Annotated in this window: 16 protein-coding genes; all 16 read right to left on the reverse strand. The window is 55.9% G+C overall.

Translation table 11 applies throughout. The annotated features are described in order from the left end of the window. Nucleotides 1-251: 251 nt before the first annotated feature. On the reverse strand, nt 252-431 hold the full coding sequence (locus tag K1558_RS03570) for an IDEAL domain-containing protein (RefSeq protein WP_238650027.1): 180 nt from the start codon (nt 429-431) through the stop codon (nt 252-254). A gap of 18 nt (nt 432-449) precedes the next feature. After that, on the reverse strand, nt 450-956 hold the full coding sequence (locus tag K1558_RS03575; protein WP_238650028.1) for a gamma carbonic anhydrase family protein: 507 nt from the start codon (nt 954-956) through the stop codon (nt 450-452). Nucleotides 957-967: 11 nt separating this feature from the next. Beyond that, complete coding sequence (locus K1558_RS03580; protein WP_238650481.1) at nt 968-2,056, reverse strand: hypothetical protein; 1,089 nt, start codon at nt 2,054-2,056, stop codon at nt 968-970. A 91-nt stretch (nt 2,057-2,147) separates the two neighbouring features. Continuing rightward, nucleotides 2,148-2,735 carry a histidine phosphatase family protein gene (locus tag K1558_RS03585; protein WP_238650029.1) on the reverse strand — a complete coding sequence of 196 codons (588 nt, stop codon included), beginning with the start codon at nt 2,733-2,735 and terminating at the stop codon, nt 2,148-2,150. Between the two features lie 235 nt (nt 2,736-2,970). Continuing rightward, nucleotides 2,971-3,564 carry an anti-sigma factor family protein gene (locus tag K1558_RS03590; protein ID WP_238650030.1) on the reverse strand — a complete coding sequence of 198 codons (594 nt, stop codon included), beginning with the start codon at nt 3,562-3,564 and terminating at the stop codon, nt 2,971-2,973. Between the two features lie 5 nt (nt 3,565-3,569). Then, nucleotides 3,570-4,157, reverse strand: coding sequence for an RNA polymerase sigma factor (locus tag K1558_RS03595; RefSeq protein WP_238650031.1), 588 nt, complete (start codon nt 4,155-4,157; stop codon nt 3,570-3,572). A gap of 705 nt (nt 4,158-4,862) precedes the next feature. Next, on the reverse strand, nt 4,863-5,957 hold the full coding sequence (locus tag K1558_RS03600; protein WP_238650032.1) for a prephenate dehydrogenase: 1,095 nt from the start codon (nt 5,955-5,957) through the stop codon (nt 4,863-4,865). 55 nt (nt 5,958-6,012) lie between these two features. After that, nucleotides 6,013-7,110 carry a histidinol-phosphate transaminase gene (gene hisC, locus K1558_RS03605; protein WP_238650033.1) on the reverse strand — a complete coding sequence of 366 codons (1,098 nt, stop codon included), beginning with the start codon at nt 7,108-7,110 and terminating at the stop codon, nt 6,013-6,015. A 46-nt stretch (nt 7,111-7,156) separates the two neighbouring features. Further along, nucleotides 7,157-7,978, reverse strand: a complete 822-nt coding sequence (gene trpA, locus K1558_RS03610) for a tryptophan synthase subunit alpha (protein WP_238650034.1) — start codon at nt 7,976-7,978, stop codon at nt 7,157-7,159. After that, complete coding sequence (gene trpB, locus K1558_RS03615; RefSeq protein WP_238650035.1) at nt 7,975-9,174, reverse strand: tryptophan synthase subunit beta; 1,200 nt, start codon at nt 9,172-9,174, stop codon at nt 7,975-7,977. The genes trpA and trpB overlap by 4 nt, the downstream gene beginning before the upstream one ends. Then, nucleotides 9,171-9,851, reverse strand: a complete 681-nt coding sequence (locus K1558_RS03620; RefSeq protein ID WP_238650036.1) for a phosphoribosylanthranilate isomerase — start codon at nt 9,849-9,851, stop codon at nt 9,171-9,173. The genes trpB and K1558_RS03620 overlap by 4 nt, the downstream gene beginning before the upstream one ends. A gap of 1 nt (nt 9,852) precedes the next feature. Continuing rightward, nucleotides 9,853-10,674 carry an indole-3-glycerol phosphate synthase TrpC gene (trpC, locus tag K1558_RS03625; RefSeq protein WP_238650037.1) on the reverse strand — a complete coding sequence of 274 codons (822 nt, stop codon included), beginning with the start codon at nt 10,672-10,674 and terminating at the stop codon, nt 9,853-9,855. Continuing rightward, on the reverse strand, nt 10,664-11,704 hold the full coding sequence (gene trpD / locus K1558_RS03630; protein ID WP_238650038.1) for an anthranilate phosphoribosyltransferase: 1,041 nt from the start codon (nt 11,702-11,704) through the stop codon (nt 10,664-10,666). Before trpD ends, trpC begins: the two co-directional genes overlap by 11 nt. A 129-nt stretch (nt 11,705-11,833) precedes the next feature. Further along, nucleotides 11,834-13,387 carry an anthranilate synthase component I gene (gene trpE, locus K1558_RS03635; RefSeq protein WP_238650039.1) on the reverse strand — a complete coding sequence of 518 codons (1,554 nt, stop codon included), beginning with the start codon at nt 13,385-13,387 and terminating at the stop codon, nt 11,834-11,836. 358 nt (nt 13,388-13,745) lie between these two features. Continuing rightward, entirely contained in the window at nt 13,746-14,117 is a 372-nt protein-coding gene (aroH, locus tag K1558_RS03640) for a chorismate mutase (protein WP_238650040.1), read from the reverse strand. Then, on the reverse strand, nt 14,111-15,214 hold the full coding sequence (gene aroB / locus K1558_RS03645; protein WP_238650041.1) for a 3-dehydroquinate synthase: 1,104 nt from the start codon (nt 15,212-15,214) through the stop codon (nt 14,111-14,113). The genes aroH and aroB overlap by 7 nt, the downstream gene beginning before the upstream one ends.

The raw sequence follows: 15,214 nt of genomic DNA on the forward strand, positions 1-15,214 counted from the left end.
CTCTGTTCCCCTTCGCAGGGCCTTTTTGACGACGCGGCAGGATTCACTTGATGTTGCGGCCTGGATTATTGCTCGCCCGGTCTCTGACCGGTACTTTTGTCGATGCGCTTTTACACACAGATTTCGCCATGCGCAAGCATCCTAGCTACAAAGGTGGCTTGGTCCCTCCTTTGGTTGGATTTTCACCAACTAGATAATGCGTGCCTCTGGGCGCGCATTTAAAAAAAAAGAAATGCGCCAGGCGCATTTCCTTATGCCAAACTTTTCAGCTCTTCAGTCAGATTCCGGAAAGCCGCCTCATCTCCGGCAGCCAGCGCCGTGTCGATCTCCCGGTACAAGATGTCGGTACGACGCTTTTTTAACGCTTCATCCCACACCATTTCTGCAGCAAGCCCCAGCATCACTTCATAAGTAGCCTTCATTTTGTCCATTCGATACACCTCCGCTGTTTAGAAGTTTCCGTATTCTCTTGCCTTGTGAACATAGCTGTCACTAGTGCGCGCCATCCTCTGCAGATCCTGCTCGGTTAACTCGCGGACCACTCTGGCCGGTGTACCCAGTGAAAGCGTGTACGGAGGAATGATGGTGTTCTCGGTTACAATAGAGCCGGCTCCTACTAAAGCATATTCACCAATCGCCGCGCCGTTCAGTACAATTGCACCCATTCCGATTAATGTGCCCTTGCCTATCCGGCAGCCGTGAATGATGGCAGAATGGCCGACCGAGATGTCATCCTCCAGCTCAAGCGGCAAGCCCTCTGCCACATGGCCGACTACACCGTCTTGAATATTACAGCGCTCCCCGATGATTACCGGGGCCAGATCCCCGCGCAGGACTGCGTTGAACCAGACACTGGATTGTTTGCTTATCCTTACATCGCCCACGAGCTTGGCACCTTCCGCCACATAGACGGATTCAGCAAGCTGCGGTATGTAACTCCCATAGGCAATCCGCATCGCTCTCCCCCTTACCTGAACAGATGCTTCGGCACTGCCGCCTCACATCCCCAGGGCGTCATCATGACTGCTGTTCCTCCGGCGGCTTCCCCTAGCCTGACCATGCCCAGATGCAGCATCATCCGCAAAATGCGCTGTTCCAGTATAGAACCTGCATCATCGTAATAGAACGGTTTGATCAGCCAGCCGATGCCTTCCGAGAGCGATGCAGCGGTTACCCACCTGTCCGCCCCCAGGCTGATCCAGTAGACCAGCGAAGGCAAATTTGGAATAGCACCTTTATACAGTCTTAACCAAAAGGAGAATAACTGCATCAGCTTTTCCGATTTCCCCTCTTCCAGGAAGGCGCTGCCTAAGGCGGTCAGCTTCAGCCGGTAGCCCTCCTCCGAGATCCAGCGGCGGTGGCGGGCATAATCGTACAGCAGGGCGAACCTTGGCGGATAATGCTCACAGGCCCTGCCGTAGCCGAACCTCCAGCCGCCTTTGCCGAGCAGAGGCTCTGGAATCTGCAGCACATTCATAATTCCCTGCTGATTCCGCTTGTACAGCGCCCCTTCCTGATTCAGCTCCGGCTCATTCTCCAGCACATAGCGCAGGAACAGCAGTAAATCTCCGGCCAGCAGTTCACCTTCCCCCCGGTACACCGCCGGCTCCGGACTAGGCTCTATACGTTCCTTCATGTATTCCCCCAGCCGGTCGCGGAAACGGTGCTTCAGGTCCAGCGGCACCTGGAACAGATATCTGTTCTGCTGGGTGGTGCCGCTGAAGAGCCATCCGCTGTTCTTGATCCGGCTGACCAGCTCGCGGTAATTCCCGCTGGCACCAGGAGGAGCATCGAAGGAGGCTTGCCGGGCCATAGCCAGCAGATCCTCCAGGCTGAAGTGGCTGCGTTCATCGAAGAGCAGTGAATTCAGCAGGCGCAGTTCCTCCATGGAAGAGCTGCGGATATGAGTCTCCATGAATTCCCGGCTGCCCAAGGTGATCAGGATACTCTGAATCAGATCGTGTTTGGAATTCCGTTTGCACTCGCACTGGTAGCGCCCCGCAATGGCGGTAAGCTGACCAATATCCGCGTAAGTGAGCATGTCCGCCAGATTCATCATTTTATCGCCTCACTGTTTTACTACCATTATGGGAAATACAGCCCTTTTTATTCCTGATCGGCAAAAAAAATAACCCGAGGCGCCCGGGTTAATGCTGCTGCTGCAAGATATGACGGGTACAATTGTACAAAAGCGGATTCCATTCCTGCCCGTTCTGTTCCAGGATGGTCAAGGAGAGATTACCAAGGCGTTCCGAATATTTGTCTTTGTAGAGGGCGGTGTACAGCTGTGCAAGGAACCCTCCATGAGAGATCACCAGCACATTCTTATCCGGATAGCGGGCCGTAACCTCCTCCAGAAAAGCAAGCCCGCGGGCCTGAAGCGCCTCATCGCTCTCCTGTCCCAGAGACAGCTGCTTCCAGTCCTTGCCCCACTTGGCTTCACGGGCGGCGGCCGTCATGCCCTCCACCTGGCCGTAGGCGCGTTCACGGATGCGGTCATCCGGCGCAAGCAGCGGAATGCCCAGCTTCGCGGCCACAATCCTGCCGGTCTCTGCAGCGCGGGAGAGGCTGCTGGTGATACAGTAATCCCAGTGGTAGGGCTCCCGCAGCAGCCGCTCACCCAGCATCTCAGCCTGCCTGCGGCCTTCTTCGTTAAGCGGAATATCACTCTGTCCCTGAATTTTACCTTCCGCATTCCAATCCGTCAGCCCGTGGCGTATTAAGCCGATCAGCATCGCCTATCACCTTTCCCTTCCATTAATGTTTGCTTAATAATGTAACATGAATGAAAACAATTGTCTTCTTTTTTAATAAAATTGCAGCCTTTTCTTCACAAGTGGAAACGGCATTGCCGTCCTTTTAAAGGACGGTACCGTTTCAGTTATCGTGTGAAACATATAAGTTCTTATATTTTTGAAAAACAGGCTTATCATACAACAAAGCCCACTTCGCTATTCAGAGAAGAGGGCTTTATTGTCTGCGGTAGCGGTTCAGGCGCACCAGCAGGAATATAGACAATCCGACGCCCAGCGTCGATAACACCATCCAGTACTGCGGATGCGCAGGGCTCATATTCGCCACCAGCGGTTCGATAATTCCGCCACCCTCTGACTCTACCGGATAGGATGAGGACCAGTCCAGCGTCAGACCTGCCACTCCGGTCTCCACAATTCCGCTCTTGGCTGCAGTGGTGTTCGAAGGGGTCTGGAAGACGGTAAAATACAGGAAGCTTGAGATGAATACGGCCAGAAAACAGGCGATCCAGAGCGTTAAACGGCGGCGGAAGCCTGCCGAATTGCCGGCGGATTTGCCGTCACCGGGCATAAGCCACGGGCTCTCCAGATAGATGCGCTCCATGACCTTCTGGTTAATCGCTTCTGCCCGCTCATCGCTGACATTAAACCTTGTGTCCTGCATCAGCTCACTGGTCTCCTGCCATAATGCCCATTCGGCACTGCAGTAGGAGCAGGCTGCAATATGTCTCTCCAATCTAATCCGCTGCGGGTCCGTGGGGGGAGCGTCCCACAAGAGCGGAATGGAATCCTGCGCTTCCCTGCAATTCATCGGCTCTACACCCTCTCAGCCTGCTCTTCAGCCTCAGGCTCATAGAAATAGGATTCAAGCTGGAGCTTCACGCTGCTCCTTGCGCGGAACAGCAATGACTTCACCGAGCTGACACTCTGATCCAAAATTACTGCAATCTCCTGGTAATCCATCTGGTCATATTCACGCAGAATCAGCGCTGAGCGCTGCTTCTCCGGAAGATTATTAATCGCTTCACGGACCAGGTTCATCCGTTCTTTGCGTAAGGCTGCCTGTTCCGGGGCAACTTCAGGCGGCGCCACAGGCGTATATCCGCTCTCTTCAAGCGAGACATTTCCGGCCCGGTTCTTGCGCAGCTCGCTCAATACCGTATTACGGGCAATCGTATACAGCCATGTGGAGAACGAAGCATCCACTTCACGGAAGGAATGCAGGCTGCGGAACGCCTTGTAGAAGGTCTCTGAGCAGAGGTCTTCGGCGATCAGCTCCATATGGGAGTTCTTCAGCATATGGTATACAAATGCCAGTATTTTGCGTTGATAACGTCGCATCAGTTCCGAGTATAATTCGGTATCTCCTTGCTTGATCAGCTGGATCAACTGGGAATCCGTCATGGTGAGTCCGGCCCTCCTCGCCCTTGCACGTGTTATCCCGTCCGGTCCGTATCTACTTATACCGGGCAGGCTGGAAAAAGTTGCGGTGTTGCTGCAAATTAGCCAATTCTCATTTCAATACATCCTATGTATATTCAGTCCACCGTTATTTAAGGCTTGGCTTATGTAAATACAGAAAATTAACCGCATCTTTACAAGTCTGAGTTCCTTGTCCGTTAATGCAGGCGGCTGCCTATACCTGGAAGGAATCTATAAACATACTTAACCCAGTATATCATAGATTCTAACAGGAGGAAATTCATAGACTCTGAGGAAGACTCAGACACCCCGGGATGAAAGCGGTGTTATTTTTTTGTGAATAAAGTGTTGACAGAATGTAAACGGATACATATAATAAAAGTACAGTATGGTTTCTCTCCACTCCTATCCAAACACTGAACGGTTCCAACCTGGTTGTGAACTGTAGCCGCTTACTTTGTAAGCGGTCTTTTTTTGTTCTGGAAAGGGTGTGAAAAAATTGTAGCGCTTACTTTGCTTATGAACCTCTGTATCATCCTCAACCTCGCGCACCAAGCGGAAACGGCTTTGCCGTCCTTTTTAAGGACGGCACCCGTTTCAGCGAGAAATATAAGGACAAGTTATCGTGTGCAACATATAAATTCTGGCGTATTTCAAAAAAGCCGGGGCAACCGCCCCGGCTTCACTTTACACATACACCGTATAGTCTTTCTGCTGGAGCAATACCTTGGCCCGCTCCATGTCGTCTTCCTGGCGGAAGGATAGCCGCATGATGCCCGGAACGTCCTCCCGGCTCTCAATGATCTGCAGGTTGCTCAGGTTAATGCCCTGGTCCCCCAGCTCCATGGCAATGCGCCCGATAATCCCCGGATGGTCGGGAACGTCGATATGGAGATCGAACAGCGGTGTGATCATTCCCTTGCGCCGTTCGGGAAGCTGGCTGCGGAACTGATTCGCCTCATGGAAGGCCGACTCGATGCCCGCACCGTCCCCGCTCTCCAGCAGATGGATGAAGGAGGAAACCTCGTCGTTCCAATCCTTCAGCAGCCGCAGCATCACCGAGCGGTTATTCAGCAGAATATCCCGCCAGATGATCGGATCGCTGGAGGCGATGCGTGTAATATCGCGGAAGCCCCCCGCAGCAAGTGTACTGTACAAAGAGTCCGATGTATCGTAGGCATGAATCTGGTTCACCAGCGCAACCGCGATAATATGCGGCAGATGGCTGATCGCGCCGACAATCTCGTCATGGCGCTCCGGGTCCAGCCGGACAATCTGCGCCCGGGTCTGGCGCAGCAGAGCCTCCAGCGCCTGATACGCGGCCTCCGGCACTCCCGGCGGCGGCGTCAGCACGTAGTAGGCATTCTCGAACAGCAGCGATGAAGCAGCCTCTACCCCTGAACGCTCCGAGCCGGCCATCGGATGGCCGCCGATAAAGTGTACGCCTGGAAGATCCAGCGTCAGCGCACAGGCGGCAATGCTGGCCTTCGTGCTGCCGACATCCGTGATGATGCAGCCGGGCTTCAGCGGCAGCCTGCTCAGCTGCCGGAGGTACTCCTCTAGCATCCCCACCGGTACACACAGGAAGATGAAATCCGCGTCCAGGGCGGCTTCTTCAAGCGAGAGGGTAGCCTGATCGACTACCCCTCTGTTCACATATTTGATGGCAGATTCCTTGCGGTGGGCATGGCCGACGACGGTCACGCCCTCCTTGCCTTTGAAGCAAAGGGCCAGCGAGCCGCCGATCAGGCCGACCCCGAAAATGGCTATTTTAGTCGTCATGTTCTTAGAACTACCCGCCTTCTGTGATATCGTCAATTGAGCATCTATTATACAGTTAAGCGCGTATTTCCTGCTCCGCCAGCATCTGCTCCAGGGCGGCGATGAAGGCCGCATTCTGCTCAGCCGAGCCGACCGTTACGCGGACATAGGTCGGATAGAGCTGGAATCCCGCTCTGATGATGATGCCCTTGCGCAGCAGAGCCTCAAAAGCCTCTAAGGCCGGCTTGCGCACATCCACCATGATGAAATTGCCGTGCGCCGGGAAGGATTCCAGCCCGAGACGCTTGAACTCAGCCTGCAGCTGCACAATTCCTTCACTGTTCAGCTTACGGCAACGTTCCACATAGTCCTGGTCCGAGAGGGCGGCAATCGCCCCAACCTGGGCCAGACGGGTCGTGTTGAACGGCTCGCGTACCTGGTTGATGAGGGTGATCACCTGCGGGCTGGCTACGCCATAACCGATGCGGAGGGCGGCCAGACCGTAGATTTTGGAGAAGGTCCGCAGAACTACAAGATTAGGATAAGTATCCAGCAGCTTAATGCCGTCAGTGTAGCTTAAGTCCGTCACGTATTCAGAATAGGCCTCATCCAGCACAACCATAACACTGGCAGGCACCGCATTCAGAAACGTTACCAGAGCGTCCTCCGGCACGATGGTTCCGGTCGGATTGTTCGGATTGCAGATCCAGATGATCTTCGTCTTGTCTGTAATCTTAGCAAGCATCCCGTCCAGATCATGTGTCCCGTTCTTCAACGGCACTTCAATGGTTACCGCCCCTTCAATATCCGCGTTGCTCTTATATACAGAGAAGGTCTGATCCGCCATAATCGTCTCGTCCCCAGGCAGGAAGAAGGCACGGGCAATCAGTGCAATAATCTCGTCAGAGCCACAGCCGAAAATAATCTGTTCCTCCCCTACCCCCAAATGCTTGGACAGAGCAGCCGTCAGCTCAGAGGCAGAACCGTCCGGATACAGAAACAGGTTATCCAGCTCGGCGGTGATTGCAGCTCTTGCACTGGGTGCAGCCCCGTAAGGGTTCTCATTGGATGCCAGCTTAATCACTTCGCTTAAGCCGAGCTCCTTCTTAACTTCTTCAATCGGCTTCCCCGGCTTATACACCGGAAGGCCAACGATATTCGGTTTCGGGTTCATGGGTGATCCTCGCTCTCCATTCTTATATTTGCACAACAAATGACCGTTATGGCCTTAATTGTGCCACAAATTCACGAATTTGCAACAGTCCCTCGCGTCTTGTCGCCGCTTCAGACAGCAGAGGGATAACCTCCTCTACCTTGCGGACAATCGCACTTCCGACGACTACACCGTCACAGATCTCGGCAAACCGGGCGACCTGCTCTCCGGTGGAGATCCCGAAGCCTACAGCCACAGGCAGATCCGTAGCCCGGCGCACAGAAGCGATGAATTCGTCAATGCCGCTGTGGAAGGAAGACCGCTCTCCGGTGACGCCGAGGGACGATACGCAATAGACGAAGCCGCTGGCCCCGGACACAATCCGGGCAATCCGTTCATTGGAGGTTGGGGCTACCAGCGGAATGAGATTCACCCCGGCGGCGCGGCTGCGGGCCCGCATGTCCTCCGATTCCTCTACCGGCAGATCCGGAATGATCAGCCCGCTGATCTCATGGGCGTTCAGCTGCGAGAAGAACGTATCCAGCCCCATCTGCATCACCGGATTGTAATAGGTGAACAGAATGAACGGCAGCCCGCTTCCGGCCTGACGGGCCTTCAGTGCCGTCTCCATGCAGGTACGCAGGTGAATGCTGCCGCGCAGCGCCCGGGCGGACGCGCGCTGGATCACCGGACCGTCAGCCAGCGGATCCGAATAAGGAACGCCAAGCTCCAGCATATCTGCGCCTGCTGCTTCCAGCTCGGCAATAATATCCAGCGTAATCTCCAGCGTAGGATCGCCGACCGTAAGGAACGGGATCAGTGCCGTCCGCCCTTCCGCCTTCAGCTTGTTGAAGGCCAGGTCCATCCGGTTGGTCGTTTCGGTTGTCATTGCTGCCCCGCCCCTTCCGTATAAGCCATAATGGATTCAACATCCTTATCGCCGCGCCCCGAGAGACAGACGACTACAATATCATCCTTGGTCAGTGTTTTGCCGAGCTTAACCACATGGGCAAGCGCATGGGCAGATTCCAGAGCCGGAATAATCCCTTCCGTCACGCAGAGCAGCTTCAGCGCCTCCAGCGCTTCTGCATCCGTAACCGGTACATACTTAGCCCGCTCAATATCCTTGAGATAGGAGTGCTCCGGGCCGACACCCGGGTAATCAAGTCCGGCTGAGATCGAGTGGGCCTCGATGACCTGGCCGTGCTCATCCTGCAGCAGATAGCTGAGCGAGCCCTGGAATACCCCGTGGGTTCCCTTGCTCATGGTGGCAGCATGGAATGGCGTGTCCACACCCTTACCGGCAGCTTCAACGCCGATCATCGCCACCTGCTCATCCTCCATGAACGGATAGAACATGCCGATAGCATTGCTCCCTCCGCCAACAGCGGCAACCAGCAGATCCGGCAGCCGCCCTTCCGCCTCCAGAATCTGGCGGCGGGTCTCATCCCCGATGATCCGCTGGAAGTTGCGGACCATCATCGGATACGGGTGCGGGCCGACAGCTGAGCCGAGCACGTAGAACGTATCCTCCACGTTGCTGACCCAGTAGCGGAGCGCCTCATTCCCGGCGTCCTTCAGCGTTCTGGAGCCGGAGGTCACCGGAATGACCTCTGCCCCGAGCAGCTTCATCCGGAAGACGTTCAGCGCCTGGCGGCGGGTATCCTCTTCGCCCATGAATACCTTGCACTCCATGCCGAGCAGGGCGGCTACAGTCGCTGTAGCCACACCGTGCTGGCCTGCGCCGGTTTCAGCGATGACTTTGGTTTTGCCCATCATTTTGGCCAGAATGCCTTGTCCGATCGCGTTATTGATCTTGTGGGCTCCGGTATGGTTCAGATCCTCACGCTTCAGGTAGATCTTGGCTTCGCCGAGATGCTTGCTTAACCGCTCAGCATAATACAGAGGGGTCTCGCGCCCGGAATACTGCTTCAGCAGGTAATCGACTTCCTTCTGGAAGGCCGGATCTGCCGAGAATTTGCGGTAGGCCTCCTCCAGCTCAATCAGTGCGGTCATTAAGGTTTCAGGTACGAAGCGGCCGCCAAAAGAACCAAAACGGCCATTCTTGTCCGGTACTTGTATCATGATTGCTTCACCCTTTCTACGAATGCTGCCATTTTGTCAATATCCTTGCTGCCGTCCGTCTCAACGCCGCTGGAGACATCCACGCCATACGGGGCGTAGCCTGCGACGAGCTCATTCACATTGCCCGGATGCAATCCTCCGGCTATAAATAAAGGCAGCGCACAATCCGCCGCCGCTTGCTGGTATAAGGGAATCTGCTCCCAATCAAACGTGCGGCCTGTGCCGCCGCTGCCCTGCGGGTCATACGTATCCAGCAGCAGCGCATCAGCAGTACCGGTGTAGCTCTCCAGGAGAGCTCTAATGCCTGCTGCCCCATCCCTGCCACGCCCGGCCACCGATAATGCTTTCCATACCTGTACCCCGGGAAAAGCCTCCCGTACCTCCATGCACCGCTGCGGGCTCTCCTCTCCATGAAGCTGAATGACCTTCAGCGGTACAGTACGCAGTACTTCCGCAAGTTCAGCCAGCTCCGGATTAACGAAGACTCCTACCGCATCCGGCGCTGCCCCGGACTCCCAGTCCCGAAGCTCGGCGGTCAGCTGCGCAGCCGTATCAATACTTACCCGGCGCCGGCTTGGGGCAAAGACCAGACCGACATATTCCAGCGGTAAACTCTTCATAGATTTTAGCACTTCAACGTCCTGAAGTCCACAGATTTTTATGCGGGTATCCGCCATGTTATGCACGTTCCTTCCCTGCGGGAAGCGGCCCGAGCAGCCCGGTGACCGCCTGCTCCACATCCGGCTGGCGCATCAGGTATTCCCCGACCAGCACACCGGTGGCCCGGGTCGTCCGCAGATAAGCGATATCCTCCGGACCGGCGATCCCGCTCTCGCTGATGACCGGAAGCCCCTCCGGGAGCAGCGCTGCAAGCTCCGCTGTCGCCGAGAGTGAGGTCTCGAAGGTCTTCAGATTCCGGTTGTTGATGCCAAGCAGCACACCGGGGTGACTGGCCTTACCGGTCGCAAGAACCATATCCAGCTCGCTGCGGTCATGGACCTCAATCAGGATATCGAGTCCGAGCGCAGCAGCCGTATCGGTAAACGCGCTTAGCTGTTCAGGGGTCAGAATGGCCGCAATCAGCAGAATAGCATCCGCCCCGAGCAGCCGGGCCTCATAGATCTGCTTCTCGTCAATGATGAAGTCCTTGCGCAGCAGCGGAAGCTTCACTGCCTCTCTTACCTGCTGCAGATACAACCCGCTGCCCTGGAAATACTCGCTGTCCGTCAGCACAGAGAGACAATCGGCCCCGCCCGCTTCATACCCTCTGGCAATCGCCACCGGATCGAAATCGGCGCGGATCAGTCCCTTGGACGGCGAAGCCTTCTTCACCTCGGCAATCAGCCCCATCTCCCGGTTCCGCCGCTCCGTAAGTGCAGAACGGAAGCCCCGGGTCGCCGGCAGTTCTGCAATCGCCCGCTGCGCCTCCGCTATTGTCAAAGTCTGTCCTAACGCTTCCACTTCCTTTTGTTTGGTCGCCACAATCCGGTCAAGATACATAATCAAGCTCCTTTGTCATCGCTTTAAGCTGCTCCAGCTTGTGCAGTGCGGCGCCGGAATCTACGACCGCCCTTGCACGGTCCACGCCTTCTTTCAGTGTATCAGCCAGACCGGCTACATAGATACAGGCTCCGGCATTAGCTAATACAATATCACGGTAAGGGTTAATCTGCCCTTCGAGCACTGTAGTGATAATCGCTGCGTTCTCGGCAGCATCGCCGCCCATTACATTCTCCAGCGGATGCTGGCTGAGGCCCAGCTCCTGCGGGGTAATCTGATAGGTGGTAACGCTGCCCTGTTTCAGCTCGGAGACCTGGGTCGGCGCCGAGATGCTAATCTCATCCAGTCCGTCCAGGCTGCTGACAATCATCGCCCGCTTGGAGCCGAGCTCTCCCAGCACTTTAGCGACCGTCTCCGTCTTGTTAAGGTCATAGATGCCCATCAGCTGGCGGTCGGCGCCGGCCGGATTGGTCAACGGGCCCAGCATGTTGAACACAGTCCGCACACCCAGCTCACGGCGGGGTGCGGCGGCATGCCGCATGGAAGGATGATAGATCTGAGCGAACAGGAAGCAGATCCCGATACTGTCGAGACACTGGCGCGCCTGCTCTGCGTTCAGGTGAATATTGACGCCCAGCGCCTCCAGCACGTCCGCGCTGCCCGCTCTGCCGGAGGCGGAACGGTTGCCATGCTTCGCTACCCGGACCGAAGCGGCGGCGGAGATGATCGCTGAAGCGGTGGAGATATTGAATTTATGGATGCCGGAGCCTCCCGTGCCGCAGGTATCCAGCAGTTGGCTGCGCTCGGTCACGACATGCGTACCGAAGCCGCGCATCGCTTCCGCGAAGCCGGTAATTTCCTCAACCGTTTCCCCCTTGATCCGCAGTGCGGCCAGCAGCGCTCCGATCTGCGCGGGTGACGCCGCCCCCTCCATGATTGTGCCCATGATCTCACGCGCCTGTGCGCGTGTAAGATCTCTGCCCTCAATTAATCCGGCGATTCCTGATTGTATTAACTGGCTTGCTTCCATAGGTAATGTCCTCCTAAAAGTTTTGTAGGCGGGGCTTCCTGAATCGGCTTCGTACAAAACTCGCTTCGGAAGCGTATGCTTAATAGTATGGAGCATTCTCTGCTCGGCTCATCTCTGCTTGCTACCGGCTTACGGGGTATATTCGTACATATAATCCTGGTTCGTGACCTGCTTCTCTTGCACCTCGGCGGGGAACATCGCCTCAGCCATCCGGATCGCCTTCAGCATTCCTTTGGCCTTGTTCACGGTCTCCTCATATTCCTTCTCCGGTACAGAATCCCAGACAATCCCCGCCCCTGCCTGCACATACGCACGGCCCTTACGGAAGATAATCGTGCGGATCGTAATACATGAATCCATGTTCCCGGAGAAGCCAAGGTAGCCAATCGCTCCGGCATAAGCGCCGCGGGCCTCCCGCTCCAGTTCGGCGATAATCTCCATCGCCCGCAGCTTCGGCGCTCCCGACACCGTTCCCGCCGGCAGGCAGGAGAGGAAGGCATCGAAGAAGTCCTTATCCTCCGCCAGAGTTCCGGTAACGTTCGAGACCAGATGCATCACATGCGAGTATTTCTCGATCTCCATGAAGGAGTTGCATTTCACAGTGCCGAACTTCGACACCCGGCCCAGATCGTTACGTCCCAGGTCAACGAGCATCAGATGCTCGGCGCGTTCCTTCTCATCCTCCATCAGCTCGGAGGCGAGCTGATGATCCTCCGCCGGGGTCGCTCCGCGCGGCCGTGTTCCGGCAATCGGCCGGGTCTCCACCCGCCCGCCGTCTACCTTGACCAGCGCTTCCGGGGAAGTTCCGACGATGATTTCTTCATCCATTTTGAGATAATACATATAAGGTGAAGGATTCAGGGTACGGAGCATCCGGTACACATGCAGCGGGGAGACCTCGGTCTCGATGTGCATCCGCTGCGACAGCACCACCTGGAAGATGTCCCCGGCCCGGATGTATTCCTTGGCCTGCTCCACGTTGCTCATGTACTGCTCCTTGGTCAGGTTCGAGTGAATCTCGCCCAGCTCAATATCCTGAGGGATGCTGCGGCGGTTCACATTCTCCTTCGGCCCTTCCTTCTGCAGCTCCTCGGCCAGATTCCCAAGACGCCGGCTCAGCTCCTCATAGCCTGCGCGGATGTCCGAATCGGTATCGCCGTCCTTGATATGCAGATTGCCTACCAGCAGAATCTGCTGCTTCACATGATCGAACACGATAATCCGGTCACAGAACATGAAGCGGATGTCATCCATATTCAGATCATCCAGGGCATGGGCGGGCAGCTTCTCATAATACTGCAGCAGATCATACCCGAAGAATCCGATCGCCCCGCCCGTGAATGGCGGCATGCCGTCCAGCTTCGGACTGCGGTAGGAGCGGAGCAGCGCTTTGAGCTCCTCTACAGGCTTGCCCTTAAGCTCTCTTTTCTCGCCGCCGTCCTCCACGTGGATCAGTCCCTTTTTGCCGGAGATCATCAGGAACGGATCACTGCCGATGAAGGAGTAGCGCGCCCACTGAACGCCGCCTTCTACACTCTCCAGCAGAAATGCGCGATCCTGCTCCGCAAACCGCTGGAACAGGCGGATCGGGGTCTCCATATCGGCCAGCAGTCTTGTAACGACAGGAATCAGATTGTATTCGCGCGACAGCGACACCACTTCTTCAATGCTCGGATTCGTCACTCGGGTAACCTCCCAGGTTCATTTTCATATAGGTAATGTCCGAAATACAGAAAAACCTCTACCGAAGTAGAGGTCTGTTGGTTTAGTAGTATAAGAAATTCAGGCACGGACACGCATACACCAAATAGAATACAGCAGATTCATGAAACAGGTATACGTACGTATAGCACATGTGCAACTTATGCACCGCCACTATACAGGTCCCCTGCAAGAATCCTGCTCATCTCTGGTCTGCTCTTCAATCGTCCTGCACTCTGCTCAACTATACTCCACTCAACTCATCTAAACTCTGCTTCACTCGGCTAACTTCACTATACATGATGACAGTAGTCATTGACAACCCCGCATCCGTAATTTATTACTTGCTCTGTGAAAGATCGGGACGAAGCCGCTGGGCCTCATTCAGATAGACATGCCGGATCTCACGCTGGGATTTGTCCGTATTCACCTGCACCATCAGACGGATACAGTTCGGCAGGCTGCCCTTGACCGGAATCTCGACAGAGCACATCAGCGGAACCATCTCCCAGCCTTCGATCTCGCGGATTGCCCGCGCCGGGAAGGTAGCGTCCAGATCTTCCGTCATCGTAATCCATACACTGCAAATATCCTCAGCAATCACGTCGTTGCGCTCCACAATCTCCCGCAGCAGCACAACCGTCTCGCGTAGAATTTCGTTCTCCTCATTCCGGGTTACAGTTGTTGCCCCGCGAATCCCCCGGTTCACCATGGGCTTCCCTCCTTCTTGAGCTGGGCAATGACCTCACGCACATCGCCCTGCTGCACATCCTTGATGATGCTGACCACACCGATCGCTTCCGGCACGATAAACGTCATCCGCCCTTCCTTGAACTTCTTGTCATGCATCATCGCTTCCATCAGCTCTTCCTCACCGACATCCGCAGGAAGTCTGGTCGGCAAAGACAAGGCAGACAGCATGGACACCGTGTCCTCATAGATCGCTCTGTCCCGGCCCAGCTTCGCTGCCAGCAGCGCCGATCCGGCCATACCGATAGCAATTGCCTCTCCGTGGAGGAAGGTTCCGTAGCCGCCGACGGCTTCGATGGCATGACCAATCGTATGCCCCAGATTCAGAATCGCGCGCTGTCCCTGCTCCCGCTCGTCGTTCCCGACGACATCCGCCTTAATGGCACATCCGCGCTCCAGAGCGTATCCAAGCGCCTCGGGGTCCAGGGACAGCAATTGTTCGGCATGTTCAAGGCACCAGTAAGCGAACTCCCGGTCCAGAATCAGACCGTGCTTCACCACTTCAGCAAGGCCCGATGAGACTTGCCGGGTCGGAAGCGTCGCCAGTGTATCCAGATCATACAGCACCATAGACGGCTGATAGAAGGCGCCCAGCATGTTCTTGGCCAGCGGGTGGTTGACAGCTACCTTGCCGCCGACACTGCTGTCATGGGCGAGAATGGTCGTCGGAAGCTGCATGAATCCGATGCCGCGCATATAGGAGGCAGCAACGAATCCCGCCAGATCGCCCACCACTCCGCCGCCAAGCGCCAGCACCGCCGAGCTGCGGTCCAGTCCGGCCTGAATGGCTGTTGTAACGACTTCTTCATAGACCGTCAGGGATTTGGAAGCTTCACCTGCTGGAATAACATGGCTGACCACAGTATATCCGCTGCTGCGCAAGGAAGACTCTACCCGGGCCAGATAACGCGGTGCCACTTCACTGTCGCTGACTACAAGAAGCGGGCTGTGCTGAGCGAACCCGGCTTCCCGGCAATACCCGCCGGTATGCTCCAGCAGGCCGCTGCCGATATGAATCGGATACGATCGTTCGCCTAAATCTACCGTAATGCTGCGCAT

The sequence above is a fragment of the Paenibacillus piscarius genome, assembly GCF_022234545.1.
In the GTDB taxonomy this organism is placed as follows: Bacteria; Bacillota; Bacilli; order Paenibacillales; family Paenibacillaceae; genus Paenibacillus_AQ; species Paenibacillus_AQ piscarius.

Coding starts and splice junctions, on each gene's coding strand:
- K1558_RS03575 (WP_238650028.1), bottom strand. CDS start 956: ATGCGGATTGCCTATGGGAGTTACATACCGCAGCTTGCTGAATCCGTC.
- aroB (WP_238650041.1), bottom strand. CDS start 15,214: ATGCGCAGCATTACGGTAGATTTAGGCGAACGATCGTATCCGATTCAT.
- K1558_RS03600 (WP_238650032.1), bottom strand. CDS start 5,957: ATGACGACTAAAATAGCCATTTTCGGGGTCGGCCTGATCGGCGGCTCG.
- trpB (WP_238650035.1), bottom strand. CDS start 9,174: ATGATACAAGTACCGGACAAGAATGGCCGTTTTGGTTCTTTTGGCGGC.
- K1558_RS03595 (WP_238650031.1), bottom strand. CDS start 4,157: ATGACGGATTCCCAGTTGATCCAGCTGATCAAGCAAGGAGATACCGAA.
- trpD (WP_238650038.1), bottom strand. CDS start 11,704: ATGGAAGCAAGCCAGTTAATACAATCAGGAATCGCCGGATTAATTGAG.
- K1558_RS03585 (WP_238650029.1), bottom strand. CDS start 2,735: ATGCTGATCGGCTTAATACGCCACGGGCTGACGGATTGGAATGCGGAA.
- K1558_RS03570 (WP_238650027.1), bottom strand. CDS start 431: ATGGACAAAATGAAGGCTACTTATGAAGTGATGCTGGGGCTTGCTGCA.
- hisC (WP_238650033.1), bottom strand. CDS start 7,110: ATGAACCCGAAACCGAATATCGTTGGCCTTCCGGTGTATAAGCCGGGG.
- K1558_RS03590 (WP_238650030.1), bottom strand. CDS start 3,564: ATGAATTGCAGGGAAGCGCAGGATTCCATTCCGCTCTTGTGGGACGCT.
- trpC (WP_238650037.1), bottom strand. CDS start 10,674: ATGTATCTTGACCGGATTGTGGCGACCAAACAAAAGGAAGTGGAAGCG.
- trpA (WP_238650034.1), bottom strand. CDS start 7,978: ATGACAACCGAAACGACCAACCGGATGGACCTGGCCTTCAACAAGCTG.
- K1558_RS03580 (WP_238650481.1), bottom strand. CDS start 2,056: ATGAATCTGGCGGACATGCTCACTTACGCGGATATTGGTCAGCTTACC.
- aroH (WP_238650040.1), bottom strand. CDS start 14,117: ATGGTGAACCGGGGGATTCGCGGGGCAACAACTGTAACCCGGAATGAG.
- K1558_RS03620 (WP_238650036.1), bottom strand. CDS start 9,851: ATGGCGGATACCCGCATAAAAATCTGTGGACTTCAGGACGTTGAAGTG.